This is a genomic window from Alcaligenes sp. LTN-3, assembly GCF_059735605.1.
On record NZ_JCAPDN010000001.1, the window covers coordinates 545,562 to 569,032 of the forward strand.

Here is a 23,471-nt window from a genome sequence, read left to right on the forward strand (position 1 = left end):
TTATCTCTCTAATGTTTTTTTAGTCGTGTATGCTAAATAGTTGGCTCGGCCTGTGAAGCTGCATGTGCTGCCGCCTAGCGTCCGTTTTAGTGGCGCTCTGATGCTGAGATAGACACTACGCCAGTCCGGGTGCTGCGGTATGTTGAAACGGAGGCTGAGACTTGAGAGCGGCTTTGCAAGAAATAATGAAATAATTATTTATTTATTTCGGACTGAATTGCTTCTGATATATTTTTTATGGCTCCAGCAATGTTTTTATGCGCTGTAGCGATTTTTTTTAAGCGTTCTTCGCTAATGAGGACGCCGTTGTCTCTAAATTTGCCTAACTCAACAATTATTTGATTTAGTTGCTTAACCCAATCCTCTTGATAAGAGATTAGCTGATCTATACGTTCTTTGTCTTGCATTTTTTATCCTTGTGGGTTGTTTTTAATAGCCAGGGTCAGCGTTCTGAGAATTCGGCTGACGCCAGTCATAGGGAGTGTCGAGTTGTAGCATATTTCTGTCTTTTCCCCAGGAGTATTCGGCACTTGGTATTTCACATTGCTCATCTGCTTCGTGACGGGGCGCCATTTAAAAGTAGTCTCAGGCCGCGCAGTGCTTAACAGTTCCAGCGCTGACTCGACGCTTGTGTCTGCCGATGTCCATTCTCTCGCCGCCTCGGGTGTTAGCACAACAGGCCACCGGTCATGCATCCGCCGGAGACAGACGCAAAAAAAGCCCGTCACAAGGGCGGGCGATTGCAAGGCGTATAGCTGCCGAATCAGTTTGTTGATGGGCCTGCACATACCCTGCAGTAGCATTCTCAGTTTTGGGGGCATGGATGGGGGTATAGGTTCCAGTCGAGAAAGCGGAAGCCCAAACATAACAACACCTTAACAAAACACCCCCGTTCCAGTACTGCCTACCAGAATACATGCACACAGCACCACGCTGTGCCAAGAAAAGCCCCAAAGATCAATGCTTTGGGGCTTTTTTGTTGCCCAGCGTTCCAAGCTGCGCCAAGGTATTTTGGGGGCATGAATCGGGGCATGGCTATTTGGGATGCTTTCTCCTGCTGTTCATCCAGATAGTCCGCCCCCCATTGTTTCAGCGATCTTTGTACTTCACCTTACGTCACGACATACTGGGAGATCGCAAAAAAATGCGCTGCGCTGCCAGCCAGCACGAATAGATGCCAGATACCGTGCCAATGACGAAAACGCTCGTCAAACACAAAGAAAACAATTCCAGCGGTATAAATTGCGCCACCTGCTGCCAACCAGGAAAAGCCCTGCGAGCCCAAATTGGAAGCCAACGGCCCTAACGCCAATAATACAATCCATCCCATAACGGCATAAATCACCAGCGACAATACGCGCGCGGGCGAACGGGGGCGGATATCTTGAACAATGCCAATGACTGCCAAGCCCCAGACCACACCAAACAGACTCCATCCCCAAGGCCCTCGCAGCGTTACTAGGCAAAAGGGCGTATAGCTGCCAGCAATCAGCAAGTAGATGGAAAAATGATCCATCTTCCGGAATACGTTTTTGGCTCGTCCCTTGAAGCAGTGGTACAGGGTGGAGATCAGGTAAAGCAGGATAAGCGTGGCGCCATAGATGGCCGTGCTGGTGATGCGCCAGGGATCGCCAGTAAAACTGGCCATGACGAGCAACCAGGATACGCCGCCCACAGCCAGGACAGCACCGATCAGGTGTGTCCAGGCGTTGAATCGTTCACCGTGATACATGATTTTCTCTTCTCTCCAAATAGGTGGTAGGCAGATTGTAAGACTGTCGCCGTAAGGGGAAAGCGTAGTGGATAAATCAGGGTTTCGCATTGGTGTGTGTCAAGTCCGGGCCTAGGTACATGGCCTAGCGTACCGAGACGGTCAGGTAAACCCCAATTTCTGCTGAACCCGCCCGGCTCTAGGATGGGAGCAGCGCGACGTGCGTTCTTATTTCAGGGAGGGGGCATCATGAAATTTGTGCTTTATAAAGACAAAGGCGGTGAATGGCGGTGGCGATTCAAGGCGGCAAATGGAAATATTATTTGTGTCAGTTCGGAAGGCTATACCAGCAAGCAGAGCGCACAAAACAGCATTGAGTCTGTGAAGAAAGGGATACCCGATGCTCCAGTGGTCGAGGAGTAGGTAAAAAGCCTGTTTCCCGCCTTGGTCATCCAGGCGGGTCTGGCCGGTCTGGCACGGACAAGAGTTTATGTCTATGAAGCCAAGTGCAGATGCTCACGGCTGGGCGGCATAAGCCATGCTGCGTGGCGATGAGCAGGCCGGCCTGTCCTCCTTTTTCAACTGACTATTCCTCCTGTGCCGACTCCTGGCCGCGCACGATACCGCAGCGTTTATGAGCTTGCATGACGATTGCAACGTTGCTGTTGAGTACGCCTTCTATTTCCCCCAGCCGACGTGTCACCACATCCCAGAGCTGCAGGCTATCTCGGCACAAAATGTGCCAGAAAAGCTGTGAGGGGCCACTGGTACCGAACAGGCAACGGGTATTGGGATCTTGCGCCAGGTGCGCCGCCAAGGTATTGACGGCTTGAGGGCGTACTTGCACGGATACCACCGCTTCAACTGGGAATCCCACCAAAGCGGGCTCCACTTCAACCCTGAACGACAGCGCCTTGCGCTCCACCAAATGCTGCAACAGTCGCTGGGCAGTAGGTTCGCTCACGCCCGCCTGCTCCGCCAGTTCGGCCAGGCTGGCCCGTCCATCTCTTTTTAGCCAGTTGGCGATTCGCTGTTCAGCCTCGTTGAGCGCAAGGGGGGGGTGTGTGGAGCTTGTATCGGTAATGCCGGCTGGGTCGGCCTGTATGCGCCATTGACCTGCGCGGCGAAAAGACCGTAGGACCAGGCGTGCATCGACGTGCTCGACTCCTGGCATGCAGGGCAGAATGCGGGTCACCAGTTCGGGCATGTCTGCTTCATCGGCCAGAGTCAGTTCAGCCATCAGGTCTGCTGAGCCGGCCAAGGTGACAACCAATTGGCAGTTCTCCATTTGGGCCAGTGTGTCAGCCACGTGAGGGACCTGACCGGCGTGGCAACGCATCCAGGCATGCAGTACGACCCCCTTGCCTGTTGCCAGCGGGTCGGTTTCTGCAATCACGCGTAATGCACCCGTTTCCAACAGACGTTTGATTCGCCTGCCCACGGTACGTTCGGCAATGTCTGCGGCTGCGCCCAGCTCCCGCCAGGAGGCCCGTGGATCTGCCTGCAAGGCAATCAAGCAGGCCAGATCGGTGTCATCGAGCGTGGGCAGCAAGGGTTTACCCTTGCTTGACGTGACCATATTCATCTAATTAACCTTCTTCAATTGCTAAAAAACAAACTTTTTAATCTTTTTTTGTCCAAAAATAAATAAATTGAGGAATTCATGAGCTCTCCCTCTCATCGTTCGAGCGCCCCGCCTGGCCTCGACCCTGCCCCGGTCTCGCGCGTTCGTACCATTGTGGCTGGCAGTGTAGGCAACGCAGTTGAATGGTTTGATTGGACCATTTACGCTTCCTTCGCTATCTTTTTTTCCAGCCAGTTCTTTCCCGACGGCAATGAGACCACAGCGTTGCTGGCCAGCTTCGGCATTTTTGCAGTGGGCTTTTTCATGCGTCCCATCGGTGGCTGGTTGCTTGGCATTTTCTCCGATCGCTACGGACGCAAGGCCGCTTTAGGGCTGACTATCCTGATGATGGCCGGAGGGTCGCTTATTATCGCAGTAACCCCGACCTATGCTGCAATAGGTTTGGCGGCGCCTCTTTTGTTGACGCTGGCCCGTTTGCTGCAGGGCTTGTCCCTGGGAGGGGAGTATGCCTCGGCTACCACGTTCTTGACCGAGATGGCGCCCCCTCATCGGCGCGGTTTTTATTCCAGTTTCGTGTTCTTCAGTGCGGCAGTCGGTATTTTGGCGGCCTCGGCCGTGGGCTGGGTGCTCACGACCTGGTTGAGCCGGGCGGAGATGGCCGAGTGGGGCTGGCGTATTCCGTTTCTGCTGGGAGCATTGGGCGGTGTGGCTGGCCTTTGGATTCGACGCTCGATTCCCGAGACTGAGGCTTTTTCTGAAAGCAAAAAAGCGGGTGTAGAAAAGCAGCCTTTGCGTACCTTGTTGCGTGAGTATCCTGTGGAAGTGCTGCGCATTATCGGTTTTTCCATTCTGACAACCTTCGCGTTCTATATCTTTGTCGCTTACGTGCCAACCTACGCCATCCGCCATGTGCAGGCCGATCCCAAGGTGGCCTTTGCCGCCAATACGGTGGCGTTGATTGTGTTCATGGTGGTGCAGCCCTTGTTTGGCGCTTTGTCCGATCGTATCGGACGCAAGCCGCAGTTGATCGTGTTTGCCGCCGGGTATTTGTTCTTCTTTTATCCGCTCATGAGCACATTGGGGCCGTCTTTCGGTTCCATCCTGACGGTAGAGCTGTTTGGCTTGGTGCTGTACGCCATGTATACCTCGATTGGCCCTGCCATTATGTCTGAGCAGTTTCCAACCAGCGTACGTGCGGTTGGTATCGGGGCGCCCTATAACCTGATGGTGGCGTTGCTGGGGGGGACCACTCCTTATTTGTTGACCTGGTTGCAAAGCAATGGCTTGGAACGCTGGTTCTTTTACTATGTGCTGGCTGGTGCGGTCATTACCTTGATCACGTTTATCCGTATGCCCGAGACAGTTGGAAAAAAACTGCGCTGATCGCGCCCGTTTCGCCCGGCGTCAGGCCGGGCATGTACAGCCCGCTTGGCGGGCTGTGTGATTTTCAGGAAGCTCCATGTTGAAACAAGATGTCGCCCTTCATTTTCGAGATGCTCTTCAGATCGGTCTCGAGATTCGACAGGGCCGATTAAGTGCCCGGCAAGTTGCCACCTATTTTCTGGACCGTATCGAGCGTGCTGCCGGACTTAATGCCTTTAGTGTGATCACGGCCGAGCGGGCCTTGGCTCAAGCAGACGCGGCTGACCGTCTACTGGCTGCTGGCATCGTGCTGGGGCCTTTTCATGGCGTGCCCGTTGCGGTCAAAGACAGTGTTCAATGGGAAGGAACCGAGGCGACCCTGGGCTCTCAAAGCCGTGTCGGCAAGATCAGCACGGAGACGGCCACGGTACTGCGTTCGCTGATGGCGCAAGGCATGGTGGTGCTGGGCAAAACCAAAATGACCGAGTTCGCCTTCGGCTTGTCCGGACAAAACCTGACTCAGGGTACGGCACGCAATCCGTGGGATGCTGCGGTAGCCCGCGCTCCGGGTGGCTCGTCCAGCGGGAGTGGGGTGGCGGTAGCGGCCGGTTTGGTGCCCATCGCCCTGGGGGGGGATACCGGTGGCTCAGTGCGTGCGCCAGCCACACTGAACGGCCTTGTCGGTTATAAGCCCTCGAGCGGAATGATCAGTGGCGCAGGCAGCTTGCCCTTGTCTGAGACCCTGGATGTGCTGGGGCCGATTGCCCGCAGTGTGGCCGATGCCCGCCAACTGGCGGCGGTATTGGCGGGGCCGGACATTGCCGACCCATCGACTTTGGTTTTGCCCGCCGCTTGTGTGGCTGCCCTGCGAGCACCTGCGGCACCGATACACAGCCCCATCGCTGTGCTCGATGCCCAGGCCTGGCCCGCTACCTTGGACAGCGCGACACAATTGAATTGGCAGGGCACGCTGGATCGTCTGCAAGCGGCGGGCCTGGAAGTGCAGACGTGGACGCCACCCCCTGCTTTATCTTTTGCTCGGATGGCAGAGGATAATTCAACGGTGCTCGCGTATGAAGCCTATCGTTATTACGGCGAGCTCGCTGCTGATTCTCGGCAAGCCTTGTGGTCGGTGGTGCGGGACCGTATTTTGGCAGGTGGGATGATTGATAGCGCATCTTATGAAGCCGCTTTGCAAAGACGCAGGACTGATATGCAGGTTTTTGCACAGGCGATGCAAGGTTCGGCTGCCTTGTTGATGCCCGCCTGCGATCAGGTGGCCCAAGCGCTGGACCCCGAGGATGTACGGCATGCCGGATTGGGTAAGTTACTGCGTCCTGGCAATTTCCTGGGAGCGGCGGCCATTTCTCTGCCTACCGGGTTGGATGAGCAGGGCTTGCCCACAGGCATTCAATTAATGACCCCGCGAGGGCATGATGCAGCCTTGCTCGATTGTGCGCACCTTGTTGAACAGGCGCTTGGCCGACTTTCTCGTCATCCGGACCTGGCGCACTGGGGGCTATAAATCCTGCCTGCCGCAGTCAGGCGGCTTGACAGCGCATGAGGTGACAGCGCGAGCCCCAAAAGTAGGGGCTTGTGCTGTCATTAACCTCGAAGGTTTAGCCGCGTTTGAACAAACGCTCGTGCATCCAGCCGTCGTTCGTCAGAATCAGGGCGGCTTTGCCCGAGATTTCCTCGGCTTTTGCCCGCTCCGCAAAGTTTCTGTAATTGGCGCCGATCGCCTCGGATCGGGCCCAGTCTTCTGCATCTTCCAGTTTGAAGCGGTAATTTACCTGCGAGACTTTGACACCCATCATGTCGCTGGGCTCAGTAAAGTTGTCTACAGCCACAATGGTAAATTTGCCTGTGCAAAAGGCATCGTGCCCGCCCATTGTGTTGGCCCCGTTAGGAACCAGGAATTTTTGGCCGACTTCAGTAAGTTGATACTCGGAGCCCGGTTCCATCTTGTCACCGAACATCGCTTTGACTTCCGTATCGCGCTTGCTCAGTAAGCCGGCTTCCACCAAGGCGTCTGCCCGTTTTTTACTGCTGCCTATCGTGTCGCGATTGGATAGCGTAAATGGCGAACCTTTTGCCGGAATGGCAGCACATAGCCCTTTTTGAGTATCCAAATACGTTTGAATCGCCGTGCTGAAATTGCTTTTATTGGCATCTTTGGCACTGCCGCAGGCGGCCAGCAAAACAATAACACTGCTCATGGCGGCGATTTTAATGACGGTATGCAAAACGAACTTCCCCTGTAGGTTAAACAATCGGTCGCTTAGTATAGCTGCGCCGTTTGTGCTCTTTTGGGCAACGCTGTTTTAGCAATGTGTCTAAATGTCTCTTGTTAAGAGATTCAGTGTTTAGTGTGTAAGGGATGTGATGGATGGCCTAAGGCACGCCCATGCCGCGCGACGTATGCGAATGTGGTTGGCGTTGGCTTGCTTGCCGTGGCCCGGCTCAGACCAGGCGAGCCGGGCAAGGTTGTGCAAAAAAGCCTGGGCTTAATCCAGCATGGCTTCTGCTTCAATCTCGATCAACCATTCCGACCGGGCCAGACCATGAATCAGAATCCAGGATGAAGGAGGGGGATTGACCGGGAAGCGTTTGAGCAATGCGGCTGCAATAGCATCTTGCTCTTGGGGCGAGCTGGCATCTTCCCGAATGAAAATTCGCAACATAATGACTTGGTCGATTGTGCCGCCTGCTTCGGCCAGAACCCGTTCTATATTGTCCAGTGCCGCTTCGGTTTGTTCGCGCATACCACCGCTGACGGTTTGCTCTTGGGCGTCGACACCCACTTGTCCGGACAACATGACACGGCGTTGGCCGGTAACAACCAGACCTTGGCTGAAACCGTATTGCAAAGAATTGAATACAGTGGGGGGATTAAGGGCGCTTTTAGTCATCTTCATAAACACATAAAAAGTCAGTTGAGGTGGTGTGTTCACGCACCGGGGTCGTATCTTGGGGCTTTATGTCGGAAGACAAGGGTTGAGCTGGAAATGGAGCGATTTCACTGGTTTGGACACGTCTTACATCGGCTTGCCGTAATTGGCTGATTCAGCCGCTAGAATGACGTGTCTACCTACCTAAAAGAGGCGCATATGGAAAACGACAAATCCATGATTCACGGCAAATGCCTGTGCGGTGCCGTTTCAATTCGTGTTCAGCAAGACAAGCCTTCGGTCAGTGCGTGCCATTGTGGCATCTGTCGCCATTGGTCCGGTGGTCCGTTCCTGTCGCTGGAGTCCCATGGAACCCCCGTGGTCGAAGGTGAGGAGCACGTGCGTTCCTATGCCTCCTCAGAGTGGGCGGAGCGCAGTTTTTGTGATGTGTGCGGTACCCATTTGTTTTACAAGCTCAAAGCAGGGGGCTTTCATGCCATCTCTGCTGGTCTGTTCAAGGATAGTGGGAGCTGGCCGTTTGAGCTGCAGGTCTTTATTGATGACAAACCTGGTAACTACGCATTTGCTAATAAAACGCGGGAGATGACGGGCGAAGACGTGATCAAGTTGTTTTCCTGATAATCGGGCTGGCTGGTGCAAGTCTGGTGTTTTATCTGGCCAAACCTGCATTGCCATGGCTATTAAAGAATGCTTCCAGGAACACGATCCTGGTCCACGCATAAGGAGTGCTCCATGATGAAAAGAATGCTTATTTTATCGCTGCCTGCACTATTGGTCGCTTGCGCCTCTTCTCAAGCTGATCTGGCAACTCAGGAAAATGTGGATCTGAACAAATACATGGGTACCTGGTTCGAGCAGGCGCGTTTGCCCAATAGTTTTCAGCGTGAGTGCATCGGTGATGTGCAAGCTAATTACGTGATGGCAGCCGATAAGACAATTACGGTCACCAATCGTTGTCAGGCTAAGGACGGTGAAGTGAAGGAAGCTATCGGGCAGGGGCGTTTGTCCCGTAGTGTGGAGCCGGCTGATCCGGCGATATTGGAAGTGCGCTTTGCGCCGAAATGGCTATCCTGGTTCCCCATGGTGTGGGGCGACTATTGGATCATGAAGCTGGAAGGAGACTATCAATACTCTTTAGTCGGGACACCGGACAGGAAATATCTCTGGGTGTTATCCAGGGAAAAACAGGCTGATCCACAGGTCGTGAACGAATTGCTGGATTACGCAGCCGCGCAAGGCTTCGCAGTGCAAAAGGTAGTACCGACCAACAAGTAGCGCGCATTCGGTAATGGCTCGATCAACACCTGCATAAATCAGAGCATCTCCTTAGGGTTTTTAGTAATAAGCATGGGGAAATTAGATCGTTTTGAATAGCTTGTGGCTGTGGTCGAATGGCACGACGGTATGTATCGGACGTGCCATTTTTTTATCGGAATGTGTTTATCATGAAGTCGTTTTTAAGCATTGCCGCAACCCTTACCCTGGCGTTGGTGGCTGGCGTGGCCCAGGCTGATCGTCTGGATGACATCAAGAAAACGGGTGTCTTGAAAGTAGCGTCTTTTGACAGCAACCCACCGTTTGGTTTTGTAGATCAGAAGTCCCGTCAGATCACCGGTCTGGATGTGGATTTTGCCCAGGCTCTGGCCGACAAACTGGGTGTGAAGCTGGAGGTCTTACCGACCAACCCGGCCAATCGTGTGCCGCTGCTGACGTCCAATAAAGTGGACCTGGTTCTGGCCAACTTCACCATCACGGAAGAGCGCGCCAAGCAAGTTGATTTCAGCATTCCGTACTTTGCATCAGGCCAGCAGTTCCTGGCCAAGAAAGGCGTCTTGTCCTCTCCCGAGCAGTTGAACTCGCTGCGTATTGGCGTGGATAAAGGTACGGTCAATGAGATCGTCCTGCGTGAAAAATACCCCCAGGCCAAGCTGGTTGCCTATGACGATACGCCCTTCGCCTTTACCGCTTTGCGTAATGGCAATGTGCAAGCCATTACTCAGGATGGCCCCAAGCTGATCGGTCTGCTGGCCAATGTGCCGGACAAGGAAAACTATGAAATCCCGGCCTTCAGCATTTCCGAGGACTTGATCGGCATTGGTATCCCCAAAGGCGAGACAGCACTGAAATCCTTTGTGGATGAAACTTTGGTGGAGCTGGAAACCCAGGGCAAGGCACAAGCCATTTATGACGTCTGGTTTGGCCCGCAATCCAAGACCCCGCTAGATCGCTTGTACCGCATCGGTCAGCAACAGTAAGTCATCACGTGCTTGCAGGCCAGCCTTGACTGTTCAGGCTGGCCTTTTCCTGTTTGTGTTTTTAACAGCGGGATCGCTTGATCCTGCTTTTTGGTGTTTGCTATGCCGTCTTCTGATTTCTGGCTGGCACCCCACTATGTGGGCTGGTTGCTTCAAGGGTTCTGGGTCACGATCCAGCTCTCTTTAGTTGTCTCTTTCGCTGCAACTGTTTTGGGCTTTCTGGTGTGTATTGCCAGACTGTCGCCCTTTGCCTGCTTGGCCTGGCCGGTGCGCGCTTATCTGAGTCTGTTCCGTAATACGCCCTTGTTAGTGCAATTGTTCTTCTGGTATTTCGGAGCCTCGGCCTTGATGCCGCCGGAGCTGGTGCAATGGTTGAACACTCAGCATATCTTGCAACTGGTCTTGTTCGATGTGCAGTGGCCCAGTTTCGAGATGCTGGCCGCTTTTGTGGGTTTGACGATCTACACCACGGCTTTTGTAGCTGAAGAGTTACGCTCCGGCGTGCGGGCAGTGCGCAAAGGCCAATGGGCCGCTGCCGCTTCTTTGGGTATGTCGTCCATGCAGGTCTGGCGCTATGTGGTGATGCCGCAGGCTTTGCGCAATACCTTTCCCTCGCTGATCGGGCAGTACATGAATGTCATCAAGAACACCTCGCTGACCATGGCCATTGGCTTGGCCGAGCTCTCTTATGCCTCCCGTCAGGTGGAAACGGAAACCTTCAAGACCTTCCAGTCCTTTGGGATTGCCACGCTGCTGTATGTTTTGTTGGTCATGCTGGTGGAGGTGGGAGGGCAGTGCTTGCAACGCCATCGCCTGCAAGTGCGAGGTGGGCTGTCATGAACGTCGATGTAATTCATGACAACCTGCTGTATTTCCTGGTGGGGGCGTATCCGCATGGCCCTTTAGGTGGGGCGGCGCTGACGCTCTTGTTAAGCGTGCTCTCGGCAAGTCTGTCGGCTATTTTGGGGCTGGTCTTTGGGGTGGCCCTGGTGTTGACGCGCGGTGTGGCGCATACCACTTTGCTGCTGTTTCTGGGCTTTTTCCGTGCCATCCCTGTGATCATGTTGATTTTCTGGGTGTACTTTCTGCTGCCCATTCTGTTCAAGGTGGATGTGCCGGGCCTGTTTACCGTGGTTTGCGCCTTGTCTTTGATTGGTGGTGCGTATCTGGCGCATTCGGTATCAGCGGGCATCAGCAGCTTGCCGGCGGGGCAATGGCAAGCGGGCAGGGCGCTGGGCCTGAATACTGTTCAAATCATGACGTCCATCATTCTGCCGCAAGCCTTGCCGGTGATGTTGCCTTCTTTTATTAATCAGTGGGTTGCCTTGATCAAGGACACCTCGCTGGCTTATGTCATTGGTGTGGCGGAATTGTCTTTTGTTGCCACTCAGGTCAGCAATCGGGTCATGGTTCACCCCACTGAAATCTTCTTGTTTGTCGGGCTGATGTACTACGTGATTTGCGCAACGCTGGAGTTGATTGCGAATCGGGTGGCCCGACGTTATGACAAACATCTGCGACTGGATGGCAAATGATCCGTATCGATAGTGTTTCCAAGTGGTATGGCACGTTTCAGGTGCTCAAGGACTGTACGGCCCAGGTGGACCGTCAGGAAGTGGTGGTGGTGTGCGGGCCTTCGGGCTCGGGCAAGTCCACCTTGTTGAAAACCGTCAATGGTCTGGAACCGTTCCAGCAAGGCACGATTCTGGTGGACGGCGTTTCCGTCGGCGATCCTGCGACGAATCTGCCGGAACTGCGCAGCCGGGTTGGGATGGTGTTTCAGAACTTCGAGCTGTTTCCGCATTTGAATGTCTTGGCCAATCTGACCTTGGCACAACGTAAAGTGCTGGGCAGGGGTCGTGATGAAGCGTCCGAACGGGCCTTGCTGTACCTGGACCGGGTGGGCCTGAAGGCGATGGCGGATCGCTATCCGGCCAGCTTGTCGGGTGGGCAGCAACAACGTGTCGCCATTGCACGGGCCTTGTGTATGGACCCGGTCTGCATGTTGTTTGACGAGCCTACCTCGGCTTTGGACCCGGAAATGGTCAACGAGGTGCTGGATGTGATGGTCAGCTTGGCGCAAGAAGGTATGACCATGATGTGCGTCACCCATGAAATGGGTTTTGCCCGCAAAGTGGCGGACCGGATGGTTTTCATGGATCAGGGCCAGATTCTGGAGGACGTACCCACGGATGTATTCTTTGGTGATCTGGAGGGCCGGCCACAGCGAGTGCAAACCTTTTTGTCCAAGGAGCTGCGTCTGTAGCTTGTGCTTTTGCAAGGCAGCTGGTTTGATGACTGCCAAGCCAAGCCAAGCCAAGCCAAGCCAAGCCAAGCCAAGCCAAGCGCAGCAGAGGCTGGGGCCCGTCTTCATAAAAAAAGCCCGCCTGTTGAAAATGGGCGGGCTTTTTTATGGGCGAGCAAACCAGGCTTGATGAAACAGGGCTAATGACATGCTTGCCCGGCCTGGAGAGTGTCGCGATGTGCTCAGGAAGACTGAGCGGCTGTGTCGAACGATTGCAGCACAGACTCTGATGCCAGTACGGCACGGCGTGCCTGTTCGTGTTGATCATGCAGGGCCAGGTAATGTGCTTCGGCCTCATCGCCTCGCGCTACATCCCCTTTGTATGACTGCGCTACGTAGTTTGCGTACCAAATGGACTCGGCTACGGTCATACCCACAAACACTTCATTGTCGTCCTGATCTTGAGACAGGGCACGGATACCAGATAAATACGCCCGTTCACGGGGCTGAAATTCCAACATAAGACTCCTTGATAAGCCTCCATTGTAGTGGGTAGAAGAAATCAGGCCAGTGTTGTGCCGCTGATGTGGGTTCTATTGGGACCGACAAGCCAGGCAATGACTCGGATCAAGGAACCTTGTCGAGTTAATGGACTCTTAACGCTTGTATGAAAAATACGAAAGGAAAATAATGACGATGTTACGTATATCGCTGACCGTGGGCCTGCTGTGGGTGTCTGCATCGGCTCTCGCTGCCAACGGACAAGAAAATGCCCGTTTAGGGCGGGTCCATGTGCAGGCGGATAGCATTGAAATACTGGGGGCGGATTCGCTGAAAGCCTCGGGCAATGTGGTGGTGATCGGCAAAGATAGCGTGATTCACAGCCAAGAGGCGCTCATTAGCCAAGACGGTTCGGTCATTCAGGTGCAGGCCGTGCAGTCTGGGCAGAGCCACACGTCGGAGTTTGACCCGCTCAGCCTTCAGGATGCCCGTGCGGCGGGGGGAGAAATGAGGCTGCAAAGAGAAGGGTATGTCGCAGTAAAAACAAAAGGTTTAAGTACGACTTGGTGGAATCGTGCCACCCAGACATGCGTCATGGTCAAGACAAGTCAGGGTCGCTATAGCGAGGTCAAGGTGCTTGCCGCTTCTGTGTGCATGGGCTCTTGACGCGCCGTGTTTGGCGATGGCGCTGCCAGCTTGTTGGGATAAATCGTGGAACGTCAAAGACAAGTATTTTTCCATTGTGCTGCCACCGTGTCAGGACTAGGGCTGTCCTTGTTAGCCTTGCTCCTGGCTTTGGTGTTTTTAGTGGATGGGTTTGCTAACCCGCAGCGTCAATTCGCGTTGATCAATTATGTATTTGCCGCCTTGGGTCTGTGTTTTTCCTGCTTGATTTTTGCCATGAGCCGCACTTATGACCGTGTTTGTCGCGGCTTACCGATGGCAAATCAAGGTATTGGTAAACGACTGGGCTGGTATCTAACGGCGCTTTACGCCGTTTTGATCGGTTTGCTTGCCTTGGGTGCCGCAGGCATAGGAGCAAGGCTGCTACAAGGGCAGCATATATTTGGTTAAGGTGAGCGCCTGGCAGGGCAAGGCGCTGGTGCTGTTTACGCTGGCATCGCCACCTTTTTCAGCCGATATGCCAAAGCAGGCCTAGTCAGCCCCAGCCTGCGCGCCGCTTCTGAAATATTCCCGTTCGTCTTTTTCAGGGTTAGCTGGATGATTTGCTCTTCCAGATCATCCAGATTGAAGGGCGTTTCCAACAGATCCTCCAGATATTGCGTCTGGTGCGCGCTGAAACAGGGCTCTTTGGCCATAAAGCCTTGCGTGTTCAAACTGCTCAGATACTGTAAGGCACTTTTCTGTTGCGGAAACAGGTGGTGGGTTTCGATTTCATGATTGTGTTCGGTCAGGATGACACCGCGCTCGATCATGTTCTCGAACTCGCGGATATTGCCTGGCCAGTCGTACTGCATCAACAATTCCCGGCTGCGGTCGCTCACCCCCAGCACGTGCTTTTTGTACAGACTGGAGTACTTGTTCAGAAAATACTCGGTCAGTAACGGAATGTCTTCCTTGCGCTCACGCAGCGGCGGGATGTGGATGGGAAAGACATTCAGGCGATAGTACAGGTCGGCACGGAAAGTGCCTTTTTGTACGGCCTCGGCCAGATCTTCGTTGGTGGCGGCCACGACGCGTACATCGATATGGCGGATGTTTTCATCACCGACGCGCTCCAGCTCCTGTTCCTGCAAGACACGGAGCAGGGCGGCCTGGGACCGGGGCGATAGCTCCACGATTTCATCCAGAAAGATGGTGCCACTCTGGGCACGCTCAAAGCGACCGGGGCGGGATTTATGCGCGCCGGTATAAGCACCTTTCTCGACACCAAATAGTTCTGACTCAATCAGCTCCGGGGGAATGGACGCACAGTTCACTGCAATAAAGGGCTGATCTGCCCGATCGCTGGCGGCGTGCAGGCCGCGCGCGAAGGCTTCTTTCCCGACGCCGGTTTCCCCCAGCAGCAGCACGGAGACTTTGCTTTGTGCCGCCTTTTCCAGCAGATGACAGGCGGCCTGGTAGGCGGCGGACTGGCCAATGGAGTTGGGCAAGGTGAAGTTGGCGCTGGAGTGTTTGAACTCCTGTTCGCGCAACTTCACCAGCTCACATCGCAAGGCAAACAGTTCGTCCTGAACCGGGTCAGGCAGCATGAAGCGGTCAATCTCGGGGTCATCCGCTTCCCATTCTTCGGCAGGCTTGCCCACGATCTTGCAGTGGCTGTGGCCCATGGCGCCGCATTGGGTTTCTTTGTAGATGATGCTCTTGCCCATATAGAAGCTGGTGTAGCCACTGGCATACCCAAGCAAGCTCCAACAGACCGGCTCGCTGGATTGGCCGTGCTCTTTCTGGTGATTGCTGACTTCGTAGGAATCAAACCAGTCAAATTCGCCGTAGTACTGGCCGGCATCGCGATCAAAAGTCAGAGAAGTAGGCACCACTTTGACCATGCCGCGAATGGTGTGCATTTGTGGGCCGGCCAGAAAGGTCTCTTTCAATGAGAGGTCCGGGCGCACTTTTTGGGACACTTCAGCATCTTTCATGCCGGCGTGGTAGCCAAAGCGCATCAGAAAGTATTTGGCGCGCTCGCTGCCCAAAGAGGCAATCAGCTCCTTGCGTAGCTGACCAAAACCGCTGGCATGCAGCAAAAGCATGCGCTGCTCGCCAAACCATATTTTTCCTTCACGGGCATCAAAGCGAATGGCGTCGATCAGGTCCTGACTTAATGGCAGTGTGAGTTCCGTAGCCCCCATGGCTGTCTCCATCTGTTGTTTCTTATTGTGGTTTTGGGTGTTTTAAAAATCAGTATGCCGCCTGTCTTTCTGGTGACTCAAGGAAAACAGAATAGTGTCCAGAGGACGGATAAAACGGTTTTTTCTAGGGCTTTACCCTAACTCAGCATTTGATGAAAACGGCGCTAAGCACTTGATCAAATGATCAATTTTCTGTTGAGCCAGCCGCTCAGCAGCACAGGGTATCTGACTGCCACCCCCTCTATCTCTTTAATCCTAAAGGGTTAAATCCTTCAAACATAAAGTTGGCACGCAGTTTGCTATGAACAGGCTGTGGACACTCATGCAACAGCTTGATCAGGAGGAGAACCGATGTCAGACACGAGCTTGCCCACTTTGACAAAGTACGTACGCGTGCGCAGTCCGGCCAATGCCCGCTTTGTGGAATTTGATTTTGCTATTGGTCAGCCGGACCTGTTTGTGGAACTGGTCATGCCACCGGCGGCATTTGAGCAGTTTTGCCTGCAGAACAATGTCCAGCCCATGAGCGAGGAGCAAATGCGGGTCAATGACGAGAACGAAGAAAAATGGCGTTTTGGTTATGACACTTTGGTCGGTAACAGCCGTCAGGCTGAAGCCCAGTAGGTTTTATTCAGGAGAACAAGAGGATGACATTAGAAATTAAAACGGCCAGTTTGCAGCCCGTGCGGCAAACCTTCGCCAACGTGGCTCGCCGCTTTGGTGAAAAGCCGGCTACCCGCTACCAGGAAGCGACATACGATGCCCAGGCGACGGCCAACTTTCATTACCGGCCCCTGTGGATGCCGGACAAGACCCTGAATGACCCCACGCATACCGCCATCCAGATGAAGGATTGGTATGTGTTCCGTGACCCCCGTCAGTTCTACTACGGTGCTTACGTGCAAAACCGTGCCCGCATGCAGGAAGCGGCTGAAACCAATTACGGCTTTTTTGAAAAGCGTGATCTGGCCCAGTACCTGAGCGAGGAGGTCAAAGCCAAGGTCACCCGTTTGCTGCTGCCTTTGCGCCACATCGAGCAAACCGCCAATCTGAACTTCATGTCCGGCTCGGCCTATGGGTATGGCACCACTATTACCCAAGCCTGTCTCTATGCCGGGATGGACGCGCTGGGTATGGCGCAATACGTCTCCCGTATTGGCCTGCTGATTGATGGCAATAGTGCCGATTCCCTGAGCCAGGCCAAAGAGGCCTGGATGCAGGATGCGGCCTGGCAAGGTCTGCGTGCCTTGTGCGAAAAAACGCTGGTTCGGAAAGACTGGTTTGAACTGCTGCTGGTGCAGTCCTTGCTGATCAACACCGTGGTGCATCAAGTGGTGTATCAGGGGCTGGTGGCGGATCTGGCCAAGGAAGGCGGCCGCGATCTGGATATGCTGCTGGAGTTCATGCTGGATTGTCATAAAGACCTGTCCAACTGGAGCGATAGTGTCTTCAAGATTGCCGTTGCTGAAAGCGAGCAAAACAAGCAGCAATTGCAAAACTGGCTGGATCAGTGGCTGCCGCAAGTGCAAGCCGCCTTCATGCCCTACATCCAGGCGGCCTTTGCCGACCAGGTGGATCAAGTTTGGGCACAAGTGCAGGAAACCATTGCCAAACGCGTCACGAAAGCAGGCCTGAGCCTGGGGGGAGAAGCCTGATGAAATCCAAGGTTTATATCGGTCTGCAAGACAACGACATGTCGCGCTACATCGTCGAGGCCATCGAGCAAGACAACCCGGACGCCACGGTGATTTATCAGCCAGCCATGATTCGCATTGAGTGTGTGGGCCAACTGACCGTCAAGCGCGAGACCGTGGAAGAAAAGTACGGGCAGCAGTGGGACATGCAGGAACTGCATCTGAATCTGATCACCTTGGGTGGCAATGTGGATGAAGATGAAGACCGCTTGTTGTTGCACTGGAACAGCTAAATCAGAAAAGGGGGCAATATGGCCACGAAAAAACTAAATATCAAAGACAAATATCGTTATCTGACGCGTGATCTGGACTGGGAATTCAGCTATCAGGATCGCAAGGACGCCTTCCCCTACGAGGAGTTCGAGGGAATCAAGATTACCGACTGGTCCAAATGGGAAGATCCGTTCCGTCTGACAATGGACGCGTACTGGAAGTACCAGGCTGAAAAAGAAAAGAAGCTGTACGCCATTTTTGATGCCTTCGCGCAGAACAATGGCCAGATGAATATTTCCGATCCGCGTTATCTGAACGCGATCAAGGTGTTCCTGACGGCGGTGACCCCGTTGGAATACCAGGCTTACCAGGGCTACTCCCATGTGGGACGTCAATTCAGCGGCATTGGCGCACGTATTGCGTGCCAGATGCAGTCGATTGACGAGCTGCGTCACGTCCAGACGCAGGTTCACGCCATGAGCCACTACAACAAGTTTTTCAATGGCTTCCAGGACTGGAGCCATATGCACGACCGCGTCTGGTACCTGTCCGTGCCCAAGTCTTTTTTTGAAGATGCCCGTGCTGCAGGCCCCTTTGAATTTCTGTTGGCAATCAGCTTCTCCTTCGAGTATGTGCTGACCAACTTGCTGTTTGTGCCCTTTATGTCGGGTGCGGCCTACAACGGCGACATGGCCACCGTGACTTTCGGCTTCAGCTCGCAGTCTGACGAAGCACGCCACATGACGCTGGGTCTGGAAGTGATCAAGTTCCTGCTGGAGCAGCACGAGGACAACGTGCCGATTGTGCAGGAATGGATCGACAAATGGTTCTGGCGCGGCACCCGCCTGCTGTCCGTGGTGGCCATGATGATGGACTATATGCTTCCCAACAAGGTCATGTCCTGGAAAGAGGCTTGGGAGGTCTATTTCGAGCAGGCCGGTGGCGCATTGTTCAAGGATCTGGCCCGCTATGGCATTCGCATGCCCAAGTACAGCGATGTGATCGAGAAAGAGAAAGAGCACATCTCGCACCAAGCCTGGTGGATTTTCTACAACTTCGGCCATGCTGCCGGTTTCCACACCTGGATCCCCAGCGACGAGGAACTGGATTGGCTGAGCGCCAAGTACCCCGATACGTTCGACAAGTACTACCGCCCACGTTGGGAAATGGCCAAAAAGATGGAAGCCGAAGGCAAGCGTTTCTATTCCAGTGGCCTGCCACAACTGTGCCAGGTATGCCAGGTGCCCATGACCTTTACCGACATGGACAAGCCCGACGAAATTACCTATCGCCAAAGTCAGTACAAGGGCGAGCGTTACCACACGTGCTCGGATGGCTGCCGCGACATTTTCGAGCACGAGCCTGAAAAGTACATCCAGGCCTGGCTGCCGGTGAACCAGATCCTGCAAGGCGGCTGCGGTGGTCCTGAGCTGGAGAAGATCCTGAGCGACTACTACCAGCTGAACGTGGGTGTCGACAATATGGACTTCAAGGGTTCGGTGGATCAAGCGCGCTGGAATGAATGGAAAGGAGTGACGGCCTAGTCACACGAGACAAAGGACCGCGCCCCCGGCGGGCGCGGCCACGACCTAAAAAAATTGGAGATCAAGATGGCAGTTACTGCAATTACCCCGGACTACCAAGGCTACGCGCGCGATCAGAAATCGCATTACGGCGAAAGCATGTTGTTGTACATCGGTTGGGATGAGCACTTGTTGTTCTGCTCAGCCAAGGCTTTTCTGGTTCAGCCCGACATGACGGTGTCGCAACTGATTCAGCAATTGATGCCGGCCGGCTTTGCCCAGCACCCTGACTTCGAACAGATCGAGTGGAGCAAGGTGCAATGGAATCTGAATGGCGAGGCGGTTGAACTGAACCCGAACGACACCTTGGGTGCCCAGGGCTTTGATCACAAATCCTTGTTGCGTTTCAAAACCCCTGGCCTGAATGGCTACAAGGGTACGGGCGTATAAGAGGCGGAGGCAGCAATGACGTATCAGGTAACCGTAGAACCCACAGGTGATGTGGTCGAGGTGGAAGACGGACAAACCTTGTTGGACGCGGCGTTGCGACAAGGGGTTTGGTTGCCTTTTGCCTGTGGACATGGAACCTGCGGCACCTGCAAGGTGCAGGTGCTGGAAGGTTATGCAGACGCAGGCGATGCGTCCAGCTTTGCCCTGATGGATTCGGAGCGGGACGAAGGCAAGCTGCTGGCTTGCTGCTGCCTGCCCGAATCCGATATGGTCATCGAGGCCGATGTGGACGTGGACCCGGATTTTCAGGGGCTGCCCGTCGAGGATTATCAGGGCAAGGTCGTCCTGATTGAAGACTTGTCGCCCACGATCAAGCACATCCGCCTCGAACTGGATCGTCCGATGGCGTTCCAGGCTGGGCAGTACATCAACCTGCAGGTGCCGTCCATCGACAGTACCCGTGCTTTCTCCATTGCGAATCCGCCGTCCATGGCCGGCATTATCGATTTGCACGTACGCAAGGTGGAAGGGGGCGCAGGCACGACCTGGCTTCATGATGAACTGGAGGTGGGGCAGTCTCTGGATGTATCTGGTCCTTATGGGCAGTTCTTTGTGCGCAAGTCCGACCCGCAAGGCGCGATTTTCATCGCCGGTGGCTCGGGCCTGTCCAGCCCCGAATCCATGATTATGGATTTGCTGGAAGAGGGCGATACCCGTCCTATTTATCTATTCCAGGGGGCGCGCAATAAAGCCGAGCTGTATCACGCGGATCATTTCTATCAGCTAGTTGAAAAGCATGACAATTTTCACTACATTCCGGCCTTGAATGCGCCCTTGCCGGAAGATGCCTGGGAAGGCTTTGTGGGCTTTGTACATGAGGCAGTGGGGCAGTTCTTTGAGCAACGCTGTTCAGGCAATAAAGCCTATTTGTGTGGGCCGCCGCCCATGATCGAAGCGGCGATCTCCACCTTGATGCAAAGCCGTCTTTTTGAGCGTGACATTCACATGGAGCAGTTTCTGACAGCGGCAGATGGGGCAAGCGGCAAGGTGCGCTCGGCCTTGTTCAAGCGTATTTAAGGGCTAGGAATTTCCATCAGTCGGGCCCTTTGGCAATGAAAGGGCTCGACGGGTGCGCCATGAGCGCATTTTCAATATTTTGTTGAAATATGGCCAGCAGCCCCTCTTCGAGCCCTAGTGTGTGCATGACATTGCCTCCATGTACCAAACCCCGCTGCACGCCTTCGGCTATGGCGAAATCCTCTCCATCGAATACGACATCATTCGTATAGCTGAAACGTTTTTCTAGCGCCTTCATGCCCGCTTCTCCGTGAAACTGCTCGGGCCGATACAACATTTCATGTGTCCAGATGGTTCGATTCGGTGCCTCTGGATAGAACAGATTAATGGACACGTAATCTGGATGCATAATAAAAAAAGCGTGCGGGAAAATAGAGTAGTAAACCGATGCGAAATCAAGAATACGCCGCTGGTCCGCCTGCACATTCACTATTTCCTGAAAGTTGGTTCGCGCCGCCGCCAAGCGAATATGTGGCCCATATTCATGGTGGGCGATAACGCCCTTGCGAAAGGCATGTGACAGCGTATCGCGGTGAAGATAAGGGACGTGATAGCCTTCAAGATAGGTCTTGATCAACAGTTTCCAATTCGCTTCTTTGATAATTTGGGACTTGCGGTAAGGCACAAGCTCCTTCAGGCCGAAATGATCGAGGTCCTCGCCGACAAAGCCAAGAAAGTGGTCCAGATTTATCGTTGCGCCTGGCGTGGGGTGAATCCAGATGAGACCGGCCCGCTCCGCGACGGGCAGTTCGATCAATGAAAACGCGTGCTTATCGAGATCCGGAAAATTATAGGGTTTTGTCACTCCTTTAAGCTTGCCGTCCAAGTCATAGGACCATCCATGAAAAGGGCAGACGAAAGCCTTCAGACACGGTTCCGTGCCAGCAACGAGGCGCGCGCCACGATGACGGCAGATATTAAGGAACCCGCGCAGATGGCCTTCTTGAGTTCGCACGATGACATACGGGAATGAATCCCAATCACTCAGTAAATAACTACCTGGTTCCTGAATGCGTGAAGCGTGCCCAACCAGCATCGGATAATGCCGAAATACACTGCTCGTTTCTTTTTCCAGAATATCGGGGTCTGTATAAATATTCACCGGAAGTTGCACGACACGATCAAGCATGGGCTGATCCCGGCCTGTGCGATGAAGTGCGAGAAGCGTATCCAGTAGTTGTAACTGTGCATCGTGCCGCATTATCTTTCCCTTTATACCGGGCTATCGCTGTTCGCCGTGCCCTGATATGAAGCCAAGCTTTTGGGGGGAGTCAGTTCAAGGAGTTTACGTGGCCGGAACCACTGTTCCCTGGGCCAGAGCGCATAGTTTTTGGGACTCGCCATCAATGGCGTAAACCTCGCATTGACAAATTGCCATGCGCTTTCCTGCACTACGTGCTTGCGCTTTGGCGACCAAACGAGTGCCAATCGCTGGCCGGATGTAATTGATTTTAAATTCTACGGTTAATGCGTTTCCGCCCAGTGCAAGCCCCCCAGCAAAAGTGATGGCATTGTCCGCCAGGTAACTGATCGCACCACCATGAACAAATCCATGTTGCTGTTTGTGATGATCCTGAACAGCGAGTGCCAGTTCGGCGCTGTCCTTAGAGCATGTCACCAGCTCAGCGCCGATGAATTGGCTGAAGGCTTGTGATTGAAATATTTTTAAAGCAAATGCCTTTATATCGTCCATTGATAAGCACCTTTGCCGAAAATACTGAGTTAGGTTTTGCGCGTTGTTTTTGAGGGCAATTTTTATTTATTACTTTAGCAAGATGATAAACCGGAATGCTAAGTCGAAAACCCTACTTTTTTTGTAATTGAAACTGTATTACGGTTTTATGCTTATTTTTTAAAATGCCTTTATTTCTAATTTTGAAAGGCGCCATATATTATTTAAGCTAAATAATATATGGCACTGATATGGCATCTATTGGACCTCGTCGCGCTATTCAGGCAGGACCATTGCTCAAAGCACTGTGCCCTGGAATTAGCCAGGGTGGTTTTTCTGCATACATTTCTTCGATAAACGCATGCATCTGGGCGATATACCAGGAGTTGTCGTTTTTTCTGTGGCTGAAAATAATGGGCGAGGTTACTTTCTCATCGTCAATCAGCCGGTACACAAGATCGCTGCGTATCTGGGCGGCGGAAGGAATCAGGCATAAGCCGACACCGCCTGCAACCAGTCCCATGGCCGTTTGCAGTTCCTTAACCTCGTGTACTTCGGAGGGGAAAACGGCGTTGTCGTGCAGAATGTTCAGTACATGATCGGCAAAGCTGGGGCGTGGGGATTTGGGATACACAATAAAGGCGTGATCAGCGATGACTTGCAAGGACACTGGCCCCCGGTCCTTGGCCAAGTCAATCTTGGGCGGGATCGCCAGCACCAGGCGTTCTTCACGCAGAACGGTGCGACAGACCGCGCTGTCATGGATGCGCACACGCCCAAAAGCGATATCAATCCGTCCGGCGCGCAAGGCAGCAATTTGCTGGCTGGAGGTCAGCTCCAGAAAGTGAAAGCGGATATCCGGATAGGCGTGGCGAAACTTCTGAATCAGGATAGGCAGGCCACCATACAAAGTGGAAGCGACAAAGCCAATCGACAATTGCGGACGCTGATTTAGACCGACTTCGGTGGTTGCCGCCTTCATCACTTCTACACGATTGAGCAATTGCAGTGATTGTTCGTAAAAGATGCGGCCTGCCTCGGTCAGTTGCAGGGGGCGGCTCTCACGTGATAACAGCAGCACATTGAGCTCTTGTTCCAGCAACTGGATCTGCCTGCTGAGTGCAGGTTGGGCGATGTGTAACTGTTCGGCAGCACGCGTGAAATTGCGCGCTTGGGCGACCGCAACAAAATAGCGGATTTGTTTCAAGTCCATGCCTGTGGTCCAGGTCCAGAAAACCCGGACCAATATATCACCTATCTCGACCATCCAAGCCTCAAGCATATACCTGACAAGCTTTAGGGTTAACGATAGGTTTTGTTTTGTAGGTGATGCAAGTGTCTGATTTTATTTACAAAAAAACAAACTATAGCATTTTGCTATGAAGCGGGACCAATATGGTATTGGAAGCTTGAGCATCCAAAGACTGTAATGAAAACCATGCAGAACAGCCCCAGGTT

Annotated in this window: 28 protein-coding genes; 17 read left to right on the forward strand and 11 right to left on the reverse strand. The window is 53.6% G+C overall.

Going from position 1 to position 23,471, the window contains the following annotated elements:
• Positions 1-194: 194 nt before the first annotated feature.
• From AC6I6N_RS02655 to trhA, 3 genes are all read right to left on the reverse strand, one after another.
• On the reverse strand, positions 195-407 hold the full coding sequence (locus AC6I6N_RS02655) for a hypothetical protein (protein ID WP_497943135.1): 213 nt from the start codon (positions 405-407) through the stop codon (positions 195-197).
• 3 nt (positions 408-410) lie between these two features.
• A complete protein-coding gene (locus AC6I6N_RS02660) occupies positions 411-866 on the reverse strand; it encodes an SOS response-associated peptidase family protein (RefSeq protein WP_497943137.1) in 456 nt (151 codons plus the stop codon).
• A 245-nt stretch (positions 867-1,111) separates the two neighbouring features.
• Complete coding sequence (trhA, locus tag AC6I6N_RS02665; protein ID WP_094196533.1) at positions 1,112-1,732, reverse strand: PAQR family membrane homeostasis protein TrhA; 621 nt, start codon at positions 1,730-1,732, stop codon at positions 1,112-1,114.
• 228 nt (positions 1,733-1,960) lie between these two features.
• Between trhA and AC6I6N_RS02670 the strand changes: the two genes are divergently transcribed.
• Complete coding sequence (locus AC6I6N_RS02670) at positions 1,961-2,134, forward strand: YegP family protein (RefSeq protein ID WP_003800466.1); 174 nt, start codon at positions 1,961-1,963, stop codon at positions 2,132-2,134.
• A gap of 163 nt (positions 2,135-2,297) precedes the next feature.
• On the opposite strand, the gene AC6I6N_RS02675 is transcribed toward AC6I6N_RS02670, so the two are convergent.
• On the reverse strand, positions 2,298-3,296 hold the full coding sequence (locus AC6I6N_RS02675) for an Lrp/AsnC family transcriptional regulator (protein ID WP_497943140.1): 999 nt from the start codon (positions 3,294-3,296) through the stop codon (positions 2,298-2,300).
• A gap of 78 nt (positions 3,297-3,374) precedes the next feature.
• Between AC6I6N_RS02675 and AC6I6N_RS02680 the strand changes: the two genes are divergently transcribed.
• On the forward strand, positions 3,375-4,679 hold the full coding sequence (locus AC6I6N_RS02680; RefSeq protein ID WP_460196229.1) for an MFS transporter: 1,305 nt from the start codon (positions 3,375-3,377) through the stop codon (positions 4,677-4,679).
• A 76-nt stretch (positions 4,680-4,755) separates the two neighbouring features.
• Positions 4,756-6,183, forward strand: coding sequence for an amidase (locus AC6I6N_RS02685; protein ID WP_094196536.1), 1,428 nt, complete (start codon positions 4,756-4,758; stop codon positions 6,181-6,183).
• Between the two features lie 94 nt (positions 6,184-6,277).
• Here the strand turns inward: AC6I6N_RS02685 and AC6I6N_RS02690 are convergent, their stop codons facing one another.
• Positions 6,278-6,904: an SEN1982 family lipoprotein gene (locus tag AC6I6N_RS02690; RefSeq protein WP_497943143.1), complete on the reverse strand. Its 627-nt coding sequence runs from the start codon at positions 6,902-6,904 to the stop codon at positions 6,278-6,280.
• Between the two features lie 261 nt (positions 6,905-7,165).
• Complete coding sequence (locus tag AC6I6N_RS02695; protein ID WP_094196538.1) at positions 7,166-7,570, reverse strand: RidA family protein; 405 nt, start codon at positions 7,568-7,570, stop codon at positions 7,166-7,168.
• A 198-nt stretch (positions 7,571-7,768) separates the two neighbouring features.
• Here AC6I6N_RS02695 and AC6I6N_RS02700 point away from each other — a divergent pair, with 198 nt between their 5' ends.
• From AC6I6N_RS02700 to AC6I6N_RS02725, 6 genes are all read left to right on the forward strand, one after another.
• Positions 7,769-8,188, forward strand: coding sequence for a GFA family protein (locus AC6I6N_RS02700; RefSeq protein WP_094196539.1), 420 nt, complete (start codon positions 7,769-7,771; stop codon positions 8,186-8,188).
• Positions 8,189-8,302: 114 nt separating this feature from the next.
• A complete protein-coding gene (locus tag AC6I6N_RS02705; RefSeq protein ID WP_234354411.1) occupies positions 8,303-8,845 on the forward strand; it encodes a lipocalin family protein in 543 nt (180 codons plus the stop codon).
• A gap of 170 nt (positions 8,846-9,015) precedes the next feature.
• A complete protein-coding gene (locus AC6I6N_RS02710; protein WP_346548704.1) occupies positions 9,016-9,825 on the forward strand; it encodes an ABC transporter substrate-binding protein in 810 nt (269 codons plus the stop codon).
• 102 nt (positions 9,826-9,927) lie between these two features.
• Positions 9,928-10,665: an amino acid ABC transporter permease gene (locus AC6I6N_RS02715; RefSeq protein WP_249462272.1), complete on the forward strand. Its 738-nt coding sequence runs from the start codon at positions 9,928-9,930 to the stop codon at positions 10,663-10,665.
• On the forward strand, positions 10,662-11,360 hold the full coding sequence (locus AC6I6N_RS02720) for an ABC transporter permease subunit (protein ID WP_321278640.1): 699 nt from the start codon (positions 10,662-10,664) through the stop codon (positions 11,358-11,360). Before AC6I6N_RS02715 ends, AC6I6N_RS02720 begins: the two co-directional genes overlap by 4 nt.
• The gene (locus tag AC6I6N_RS02725) at positions 11,357-12,091 is read left to right on the forward strand and encodes an amino acid ABC transporter ATP-binding protein (RefSeq protein ID WP_094196543.1); all 735 of its coding nucleotides are present in this window, start codon (positions 11,357-11,359) and stop codon (positions 12,089-12,091) included. Before AC6I6N_RS02720 ends, AC6I6N_RS02725 begins: the two co-directional genes overlap by 4 nt.
• A 221-nt stretch (positions 12,092-12,312) precedes the next feature.
• Here the strand turns inward: AC6I6N_RS02725 and AC6I6N_RS02730 are convergent, their stop codons facing one another.
• Positions 12,313-12,591, reverse strand: a complete 279-nt coding sequence (locus tag AC6I6N_RS02730) for a hypothetical protein (RefSeq protein ID WP_094196545.1) — start codon at positions 12,589-12,591, stop codon at positions 12,313-12,315.
• A 169-nt stretch (positions 12,592-12,760) separates the two neighbouring features.
• Between AC6I6N_RS02730 and AC6I6N_RS02735 the strand changes: the two genes are divergently transcribed.
• Together AC6I6N_RS02735 and AC6I6N_RS02740 are read left to right on the forward strand one after the other, a co-directional pair.
• Entirely contained in the window at positions 12,761-13,237 is a 477-nt protein-coding gene (locus AC6I6N_RS02735; protein WP_497943161.1) for a hypothetical protein, read from the forward strand.
• Between the two features lie 45 nt (positions 13,238-13,282).
• Positions 13,283-13,645: a hypothetical protein gene (locus tag AC6I6N_RS02740; RefSeq protein WP_264672770.1), complete on the forward strand. Its 363-nt coding sequence runs from the start codon at positions 13,283-13,285 to the stop codon at positions 13,643-13,645.
• Between the two features lie 35 nt (positions 13,646-13,680).
• Here the strand turns inward: AC6I6N_RS02740 and AC6I6N_RS02745 are convergent, their stop codons facing one another.
• Entirely contained in the window at positions 13,681-15,384 is a 1,704-nt protein-coding gene (locus tag AC6I6N_RS02745; RefSeq protein ID WP_094196548.1) for a sigma-54-dependent Fis family transcriptional regulator, read from the reverse strand.
• A 351-nt stretch (positions 15,385-15,735) separates the two neighbouring features.
• On the opposite strand from AC6I6N_RS02745, the gene AC6I6N_RS02750 reads away from it, so the two are divergent.
• The 6 genes from AC6I6N_RS02750 (at position 15,736) to AC6I6N_RS02775 (ending at position 20,341) form a co-directional block, all read left to right on the forward strand.
• On the forward strand, positions 15,736-16,008 hold the full coding sequence (locus tag AC6I6N_RS02750; RefSeq protein ID WP_094196549.1) for a phenol hydroxylase subunit: 273 nt from the start codon (positions 15,736-15,738) through the stop codon (positions 16,006-16,008).
• A gap of 23 nt (positions 16,009-16,031) precedes the next feature.
• The gene (locus tag AC6I6N_RS02755) at positions 16,032-17,039 is read left to right on the forward strand and encodes an aromatic/alkene monooxygenase hydroxylase subunit beta (protein ID WP_497943167.1); all 1,008 of its coding nucleotides are present in this window, start codon (positions 16,032-16,034) and stop codon (positions 17,037-17,039) included.
• Positions 17,039-17,311, forward strand: coding sequence for an MmoB/DmpM family protein (locus AC6I6N_RS02760; protein WP_094196551.1), 273 nt, complete (start codon positions 17,039-17,041; stop codon positions 17,309-17,311). The genes AC6I6N_RS02755 and AC6I6N_RS02760 overlap by 1 nt, the downstream gene beginning before the upstream one ends.
• Positions 17,312-17,329: 18 nt before the next feature.
• The gene (locus tag AC6I6N_RS02765) at positions 17,330-18,835 is read left to right on the forward strand and encodes an aromatic/alkene/methane monooxygenase hydroxylase/oxygenase subunit alpha (protein WP_094196552.1); all 1,506 of its coding nucleotides are present in this window, start codon (positions 17,330-17,332) and stop codon (positions 18,833-18,835) included.
• A 66-nt stretch (positions 18,836-18,901) separates the two neighbouring features.
• Positions 18,902-19,264 (forward strand): phenol hydroxylase subunit P4, encoded by a 363-nt coding sequence (locus AC6I6N_RS02770; RefSeq protein WP_094196553.1) that lies wholly within the window; start codon positions 18,902-18,904, stop codon positions 19,262-19,264.
• A gap of 15 nt (positions 19,265-19,279) precedes the next feature.
• Positions 19,280-20,341 (forward strand): NADH:ubiquinone reductase (Na(+)-transporting) subunit F, encoded by a 1,062-nt coding sequence (locus AC6I6N_RS02775; RefSeq protein WP_497943177.1) that lies wholly within the window; start codon positions 19,280-19,282, stop codon positions 20,339-20,341.
• A gap of 16 nt (positions 20,342-20,357) precedes the next feature.
• On the opposite strand, the gene AC6I6N_RS02780 is transcribed toward AC6I6N_RS02775, so the two are convergent.
• The 3 genes from AC6I6N_RS02780 to AC6I6N_RS02790 all read right to left on the reverse strand — a co-directional run bounded on the left by AC6I6N_RS02780 (position 20,358) and on the right by AC6I6N_RS02790 (position 23,226).
• A complete protein-coding gene (locus tag AC6I6N_RS02780; RefSeq protein ID WP_395029709.1) occupies positions 20,358-21,470 on the reverse strand; it encodes an aromatic ring-hydroxylating oxygenase subunit alpha in 1,113 nt (370 codons plus the stop codon).
• A 156-nt stretch (positions 21,471-21,626) separates the two neighbouring features.
• Positions 21,627-22,034 (reverse strand): PaaI family thioesterase, encoded by a 408-nt coding sequence (locus tag AC6I6N_RS02785; RefSeq protein WP_094196556.1) that lies wholly within the window; start codon positions 22,032-22,034, stop codon positions 21,627-21,629.
• Positions 22,035-22,293: 259 nt separating this feature from the next.
• Positions 22,294-23,226, reverse strand: a complete 933-nt coding sequence (locus tag AC6I6N_RS02790) for a LysR substrate-binding domain-containing protein (protein ID WP_094198333.1) — start codon at positions 23,224-23,226, stop codon at positions 22,294-22,296.
• Between the last annotated feature and the right edge of the window lie 245 nt (positions 23,227-23,471).

What these genes read in the sequence shown, in the direction of transcription:
- AC6I6N_RS02715 (WP_249462272.1), top strand. Translation starts at nt 9,928, where the DNA reads ATGCCGTCTTCTGATTTCTGGCTGGCACCCCACTATGTGGGCTGGTTG.
- AC6I6N_RS02710 (WP_346548704.1), top strand. Translation starts at nt 9,016, where the DNA reads ATGAAGTCGTTTTTAAGCATTGCCGCAACCCTTACCCTGGCGTTGGTG.
- AC6I6N_RS02730 (WP_094196545.1), bottom strand. Translation starts at nt 12,591, where the DNA reads ATGTTGGAATTTCAGCCCCGTGAACGGGCGTATTTATCTGGTATCCGT.
- AC6I6N_RS02760 (WP_094196551.1), top strand. Translation starts at nt 17,039, where the DNA reads ATGAAATCCAAGGTTTATATCGGTCTGCAAGACAACGACATGTCGCGC.
- AC6I6N_RS02750 (WP_094196549.1), top strand. Translation starts at nt 15,736, where the DNA reads ATGTCAGACACGAGCTTGCCCACTTTGACAAAGTACGTACGCGTGCGC.
- AC6I6N_RS02685 (WP_094196536.1), top strand. Translation starts at nt 4,756, where the DNA reads ATGTTGAAACAAGATGTCGCCCTTCATTTTCGAGATGCTCTTCAGATC.
- AC6I6N_RS02725 (WP_094196543.1), top strand. Translation starts at nt 11,357, where the DNA reads ATGATCCGTATCGATAGTGTTTCCAAGTGGTATGGCACGTTTCAGGTG.
- AC6I6N_RS02775 (WP_497943177.1), top strand. Translation starts at nt 19,280, where the DNA reads ATGACGTATCAGGTAACCGTAGAACCCACAGGTGATGTGGTCGAGGTG.
- AC6I6N_RS02675 (WP_497943140.1), bottom strand. Translation starts at nt 3,296, where the DNA reads ATGAATATGGTCACGTCAAGCAAGGGTAAACCCTTGCTGCCCACGCTC.
- AC6I6N_RS02765 (WP_094196552.1), top strand. Translation starts at nt 17,330, where the DNA reads ATGGCCACGAAAAAACTAAATATCAAAGACAAATATCGTTATCTGACG.
- AC6I6N_RS02735 (WP_497943161.1), top strand. Translation starts at nt 12,761, where the DNA reads ATGACGATGTTACGTATATCGCTGACCGTGGGCCTGCTGTGGGTGTCT.
- AC6I6N_RS02720 (WP_321278640.1), top strand. Translation starts at nt 10,662, where the DNA reads ATGAACGTCGATGTAATTCATGACAACCTGCTGTATTTCCTGGTGGGG.
- AC6I6N_RS02705 (WP_234354411.1), top strand. Translation starts at nt 8,303, where the DNA reads ATGATGAAAAGAATGCTTATTTTATCGCTGCCTGCACTATTGGTCGCT.
- AC6I6N_RS02700 (WP_094196539.1), top strand. Translation starts at nt 7,769, where the DNA reads ATGGAAAACGACAAATCCATGATTCACGGCAAATGCCTGTGCGGTGCC.
- AC6I6N_RS02770 (WP_094196553.1), top strand. Translation starts at nt 18,902, where the DNA reads ATGGCAGTTACTGCAATTACCCCGGACTACCAAGGCTACGCGCGCGAT.
- AC6I6N_RS02660 (WP_497943137.1), bottom strand. Translation starts at nt 866, where the DNA reads ATGTTTGGGCTTCCGCTTTCTCGACTGGAACCTATACCCCCATCCATG.
- AC6I6N_RS02785 (WP_094196556.1), bottom strand. Translation starts at nt 22,034, where the DNA reads ATGGACGATATAAAGGCATTTGCTTTAAAAATATTTCAATCACAAGCC.
- AC6I6N_RS02745 (WP_094196548.1), bottom strand. Translation starts at nt 15,384, where the DNA reads ATGGGGGCTACGGAACTCACACTGCCATTAAGTCAGGACCTGATCGAC.
- AC6I6N_RS02755 (WP_497943167.1), top strand. Translation starts at nt 16,032, where the DNA reads ATGACATTAGAAATTAAAACGGCCAGTTTGCAGCCCGTGCGGCAAACC.
- AC6I6N_RS02655 (WP_497943135.1), bottom strand. Translation starts at nt 407, where the DNA reads ATGCAAGACAAAGAACGTATAGATCAGCTAATCTCTTATCAAGAGGAT.
- AC6I6N_RS02680 (WP_460196229.1), top strand. Translation starts at nt 3,375, where the DNA reads ATGAGCTCTCCCTCTCATCGTTCGAGCGCCCCGCCTGGCCTCGACCCT.
- AC6I6N_RS02695 (WP_094196538.1), bottom strand. Translation starts at nt 7,570, where the DNA reads ATGACTAAAAGCGCCCTTAATCCCCCCACTGTATTCAATTCTTTGCAA.
- AC6I6N_RS02790 (WP_094198333.1), bottom strand. Translation starts at nt 23,226, where the DNA reads ATGGACTTGAAACAAATCCGCTATTTTGTTGCGGTCGCCCAAGCGCGC.
- AC6I6N_RS02670 (WP_003800466.1), top strand. Translation starts at nt 1,961, where the DNA reads ATGAAATTTGTGCTTTATAAAGACAAAGGCGGTGAATGGCGGTGGCGA.
- trhA (WP_094196533.1), bottom strand. Translation starts at nt 1,732, where the DNA reads ATGTATCACGGTGAACGATTCAACGCCTGGACACACCTGATCGGTGCT.
- AC6I6N_RS02780 (WP_395029709.1), bottom strand. Translation starts at nt 21,470, where the DNA reads ATGCTTGATCGTGTCGTGCAACTTCCGGTGAATATTTATACAGACCCC.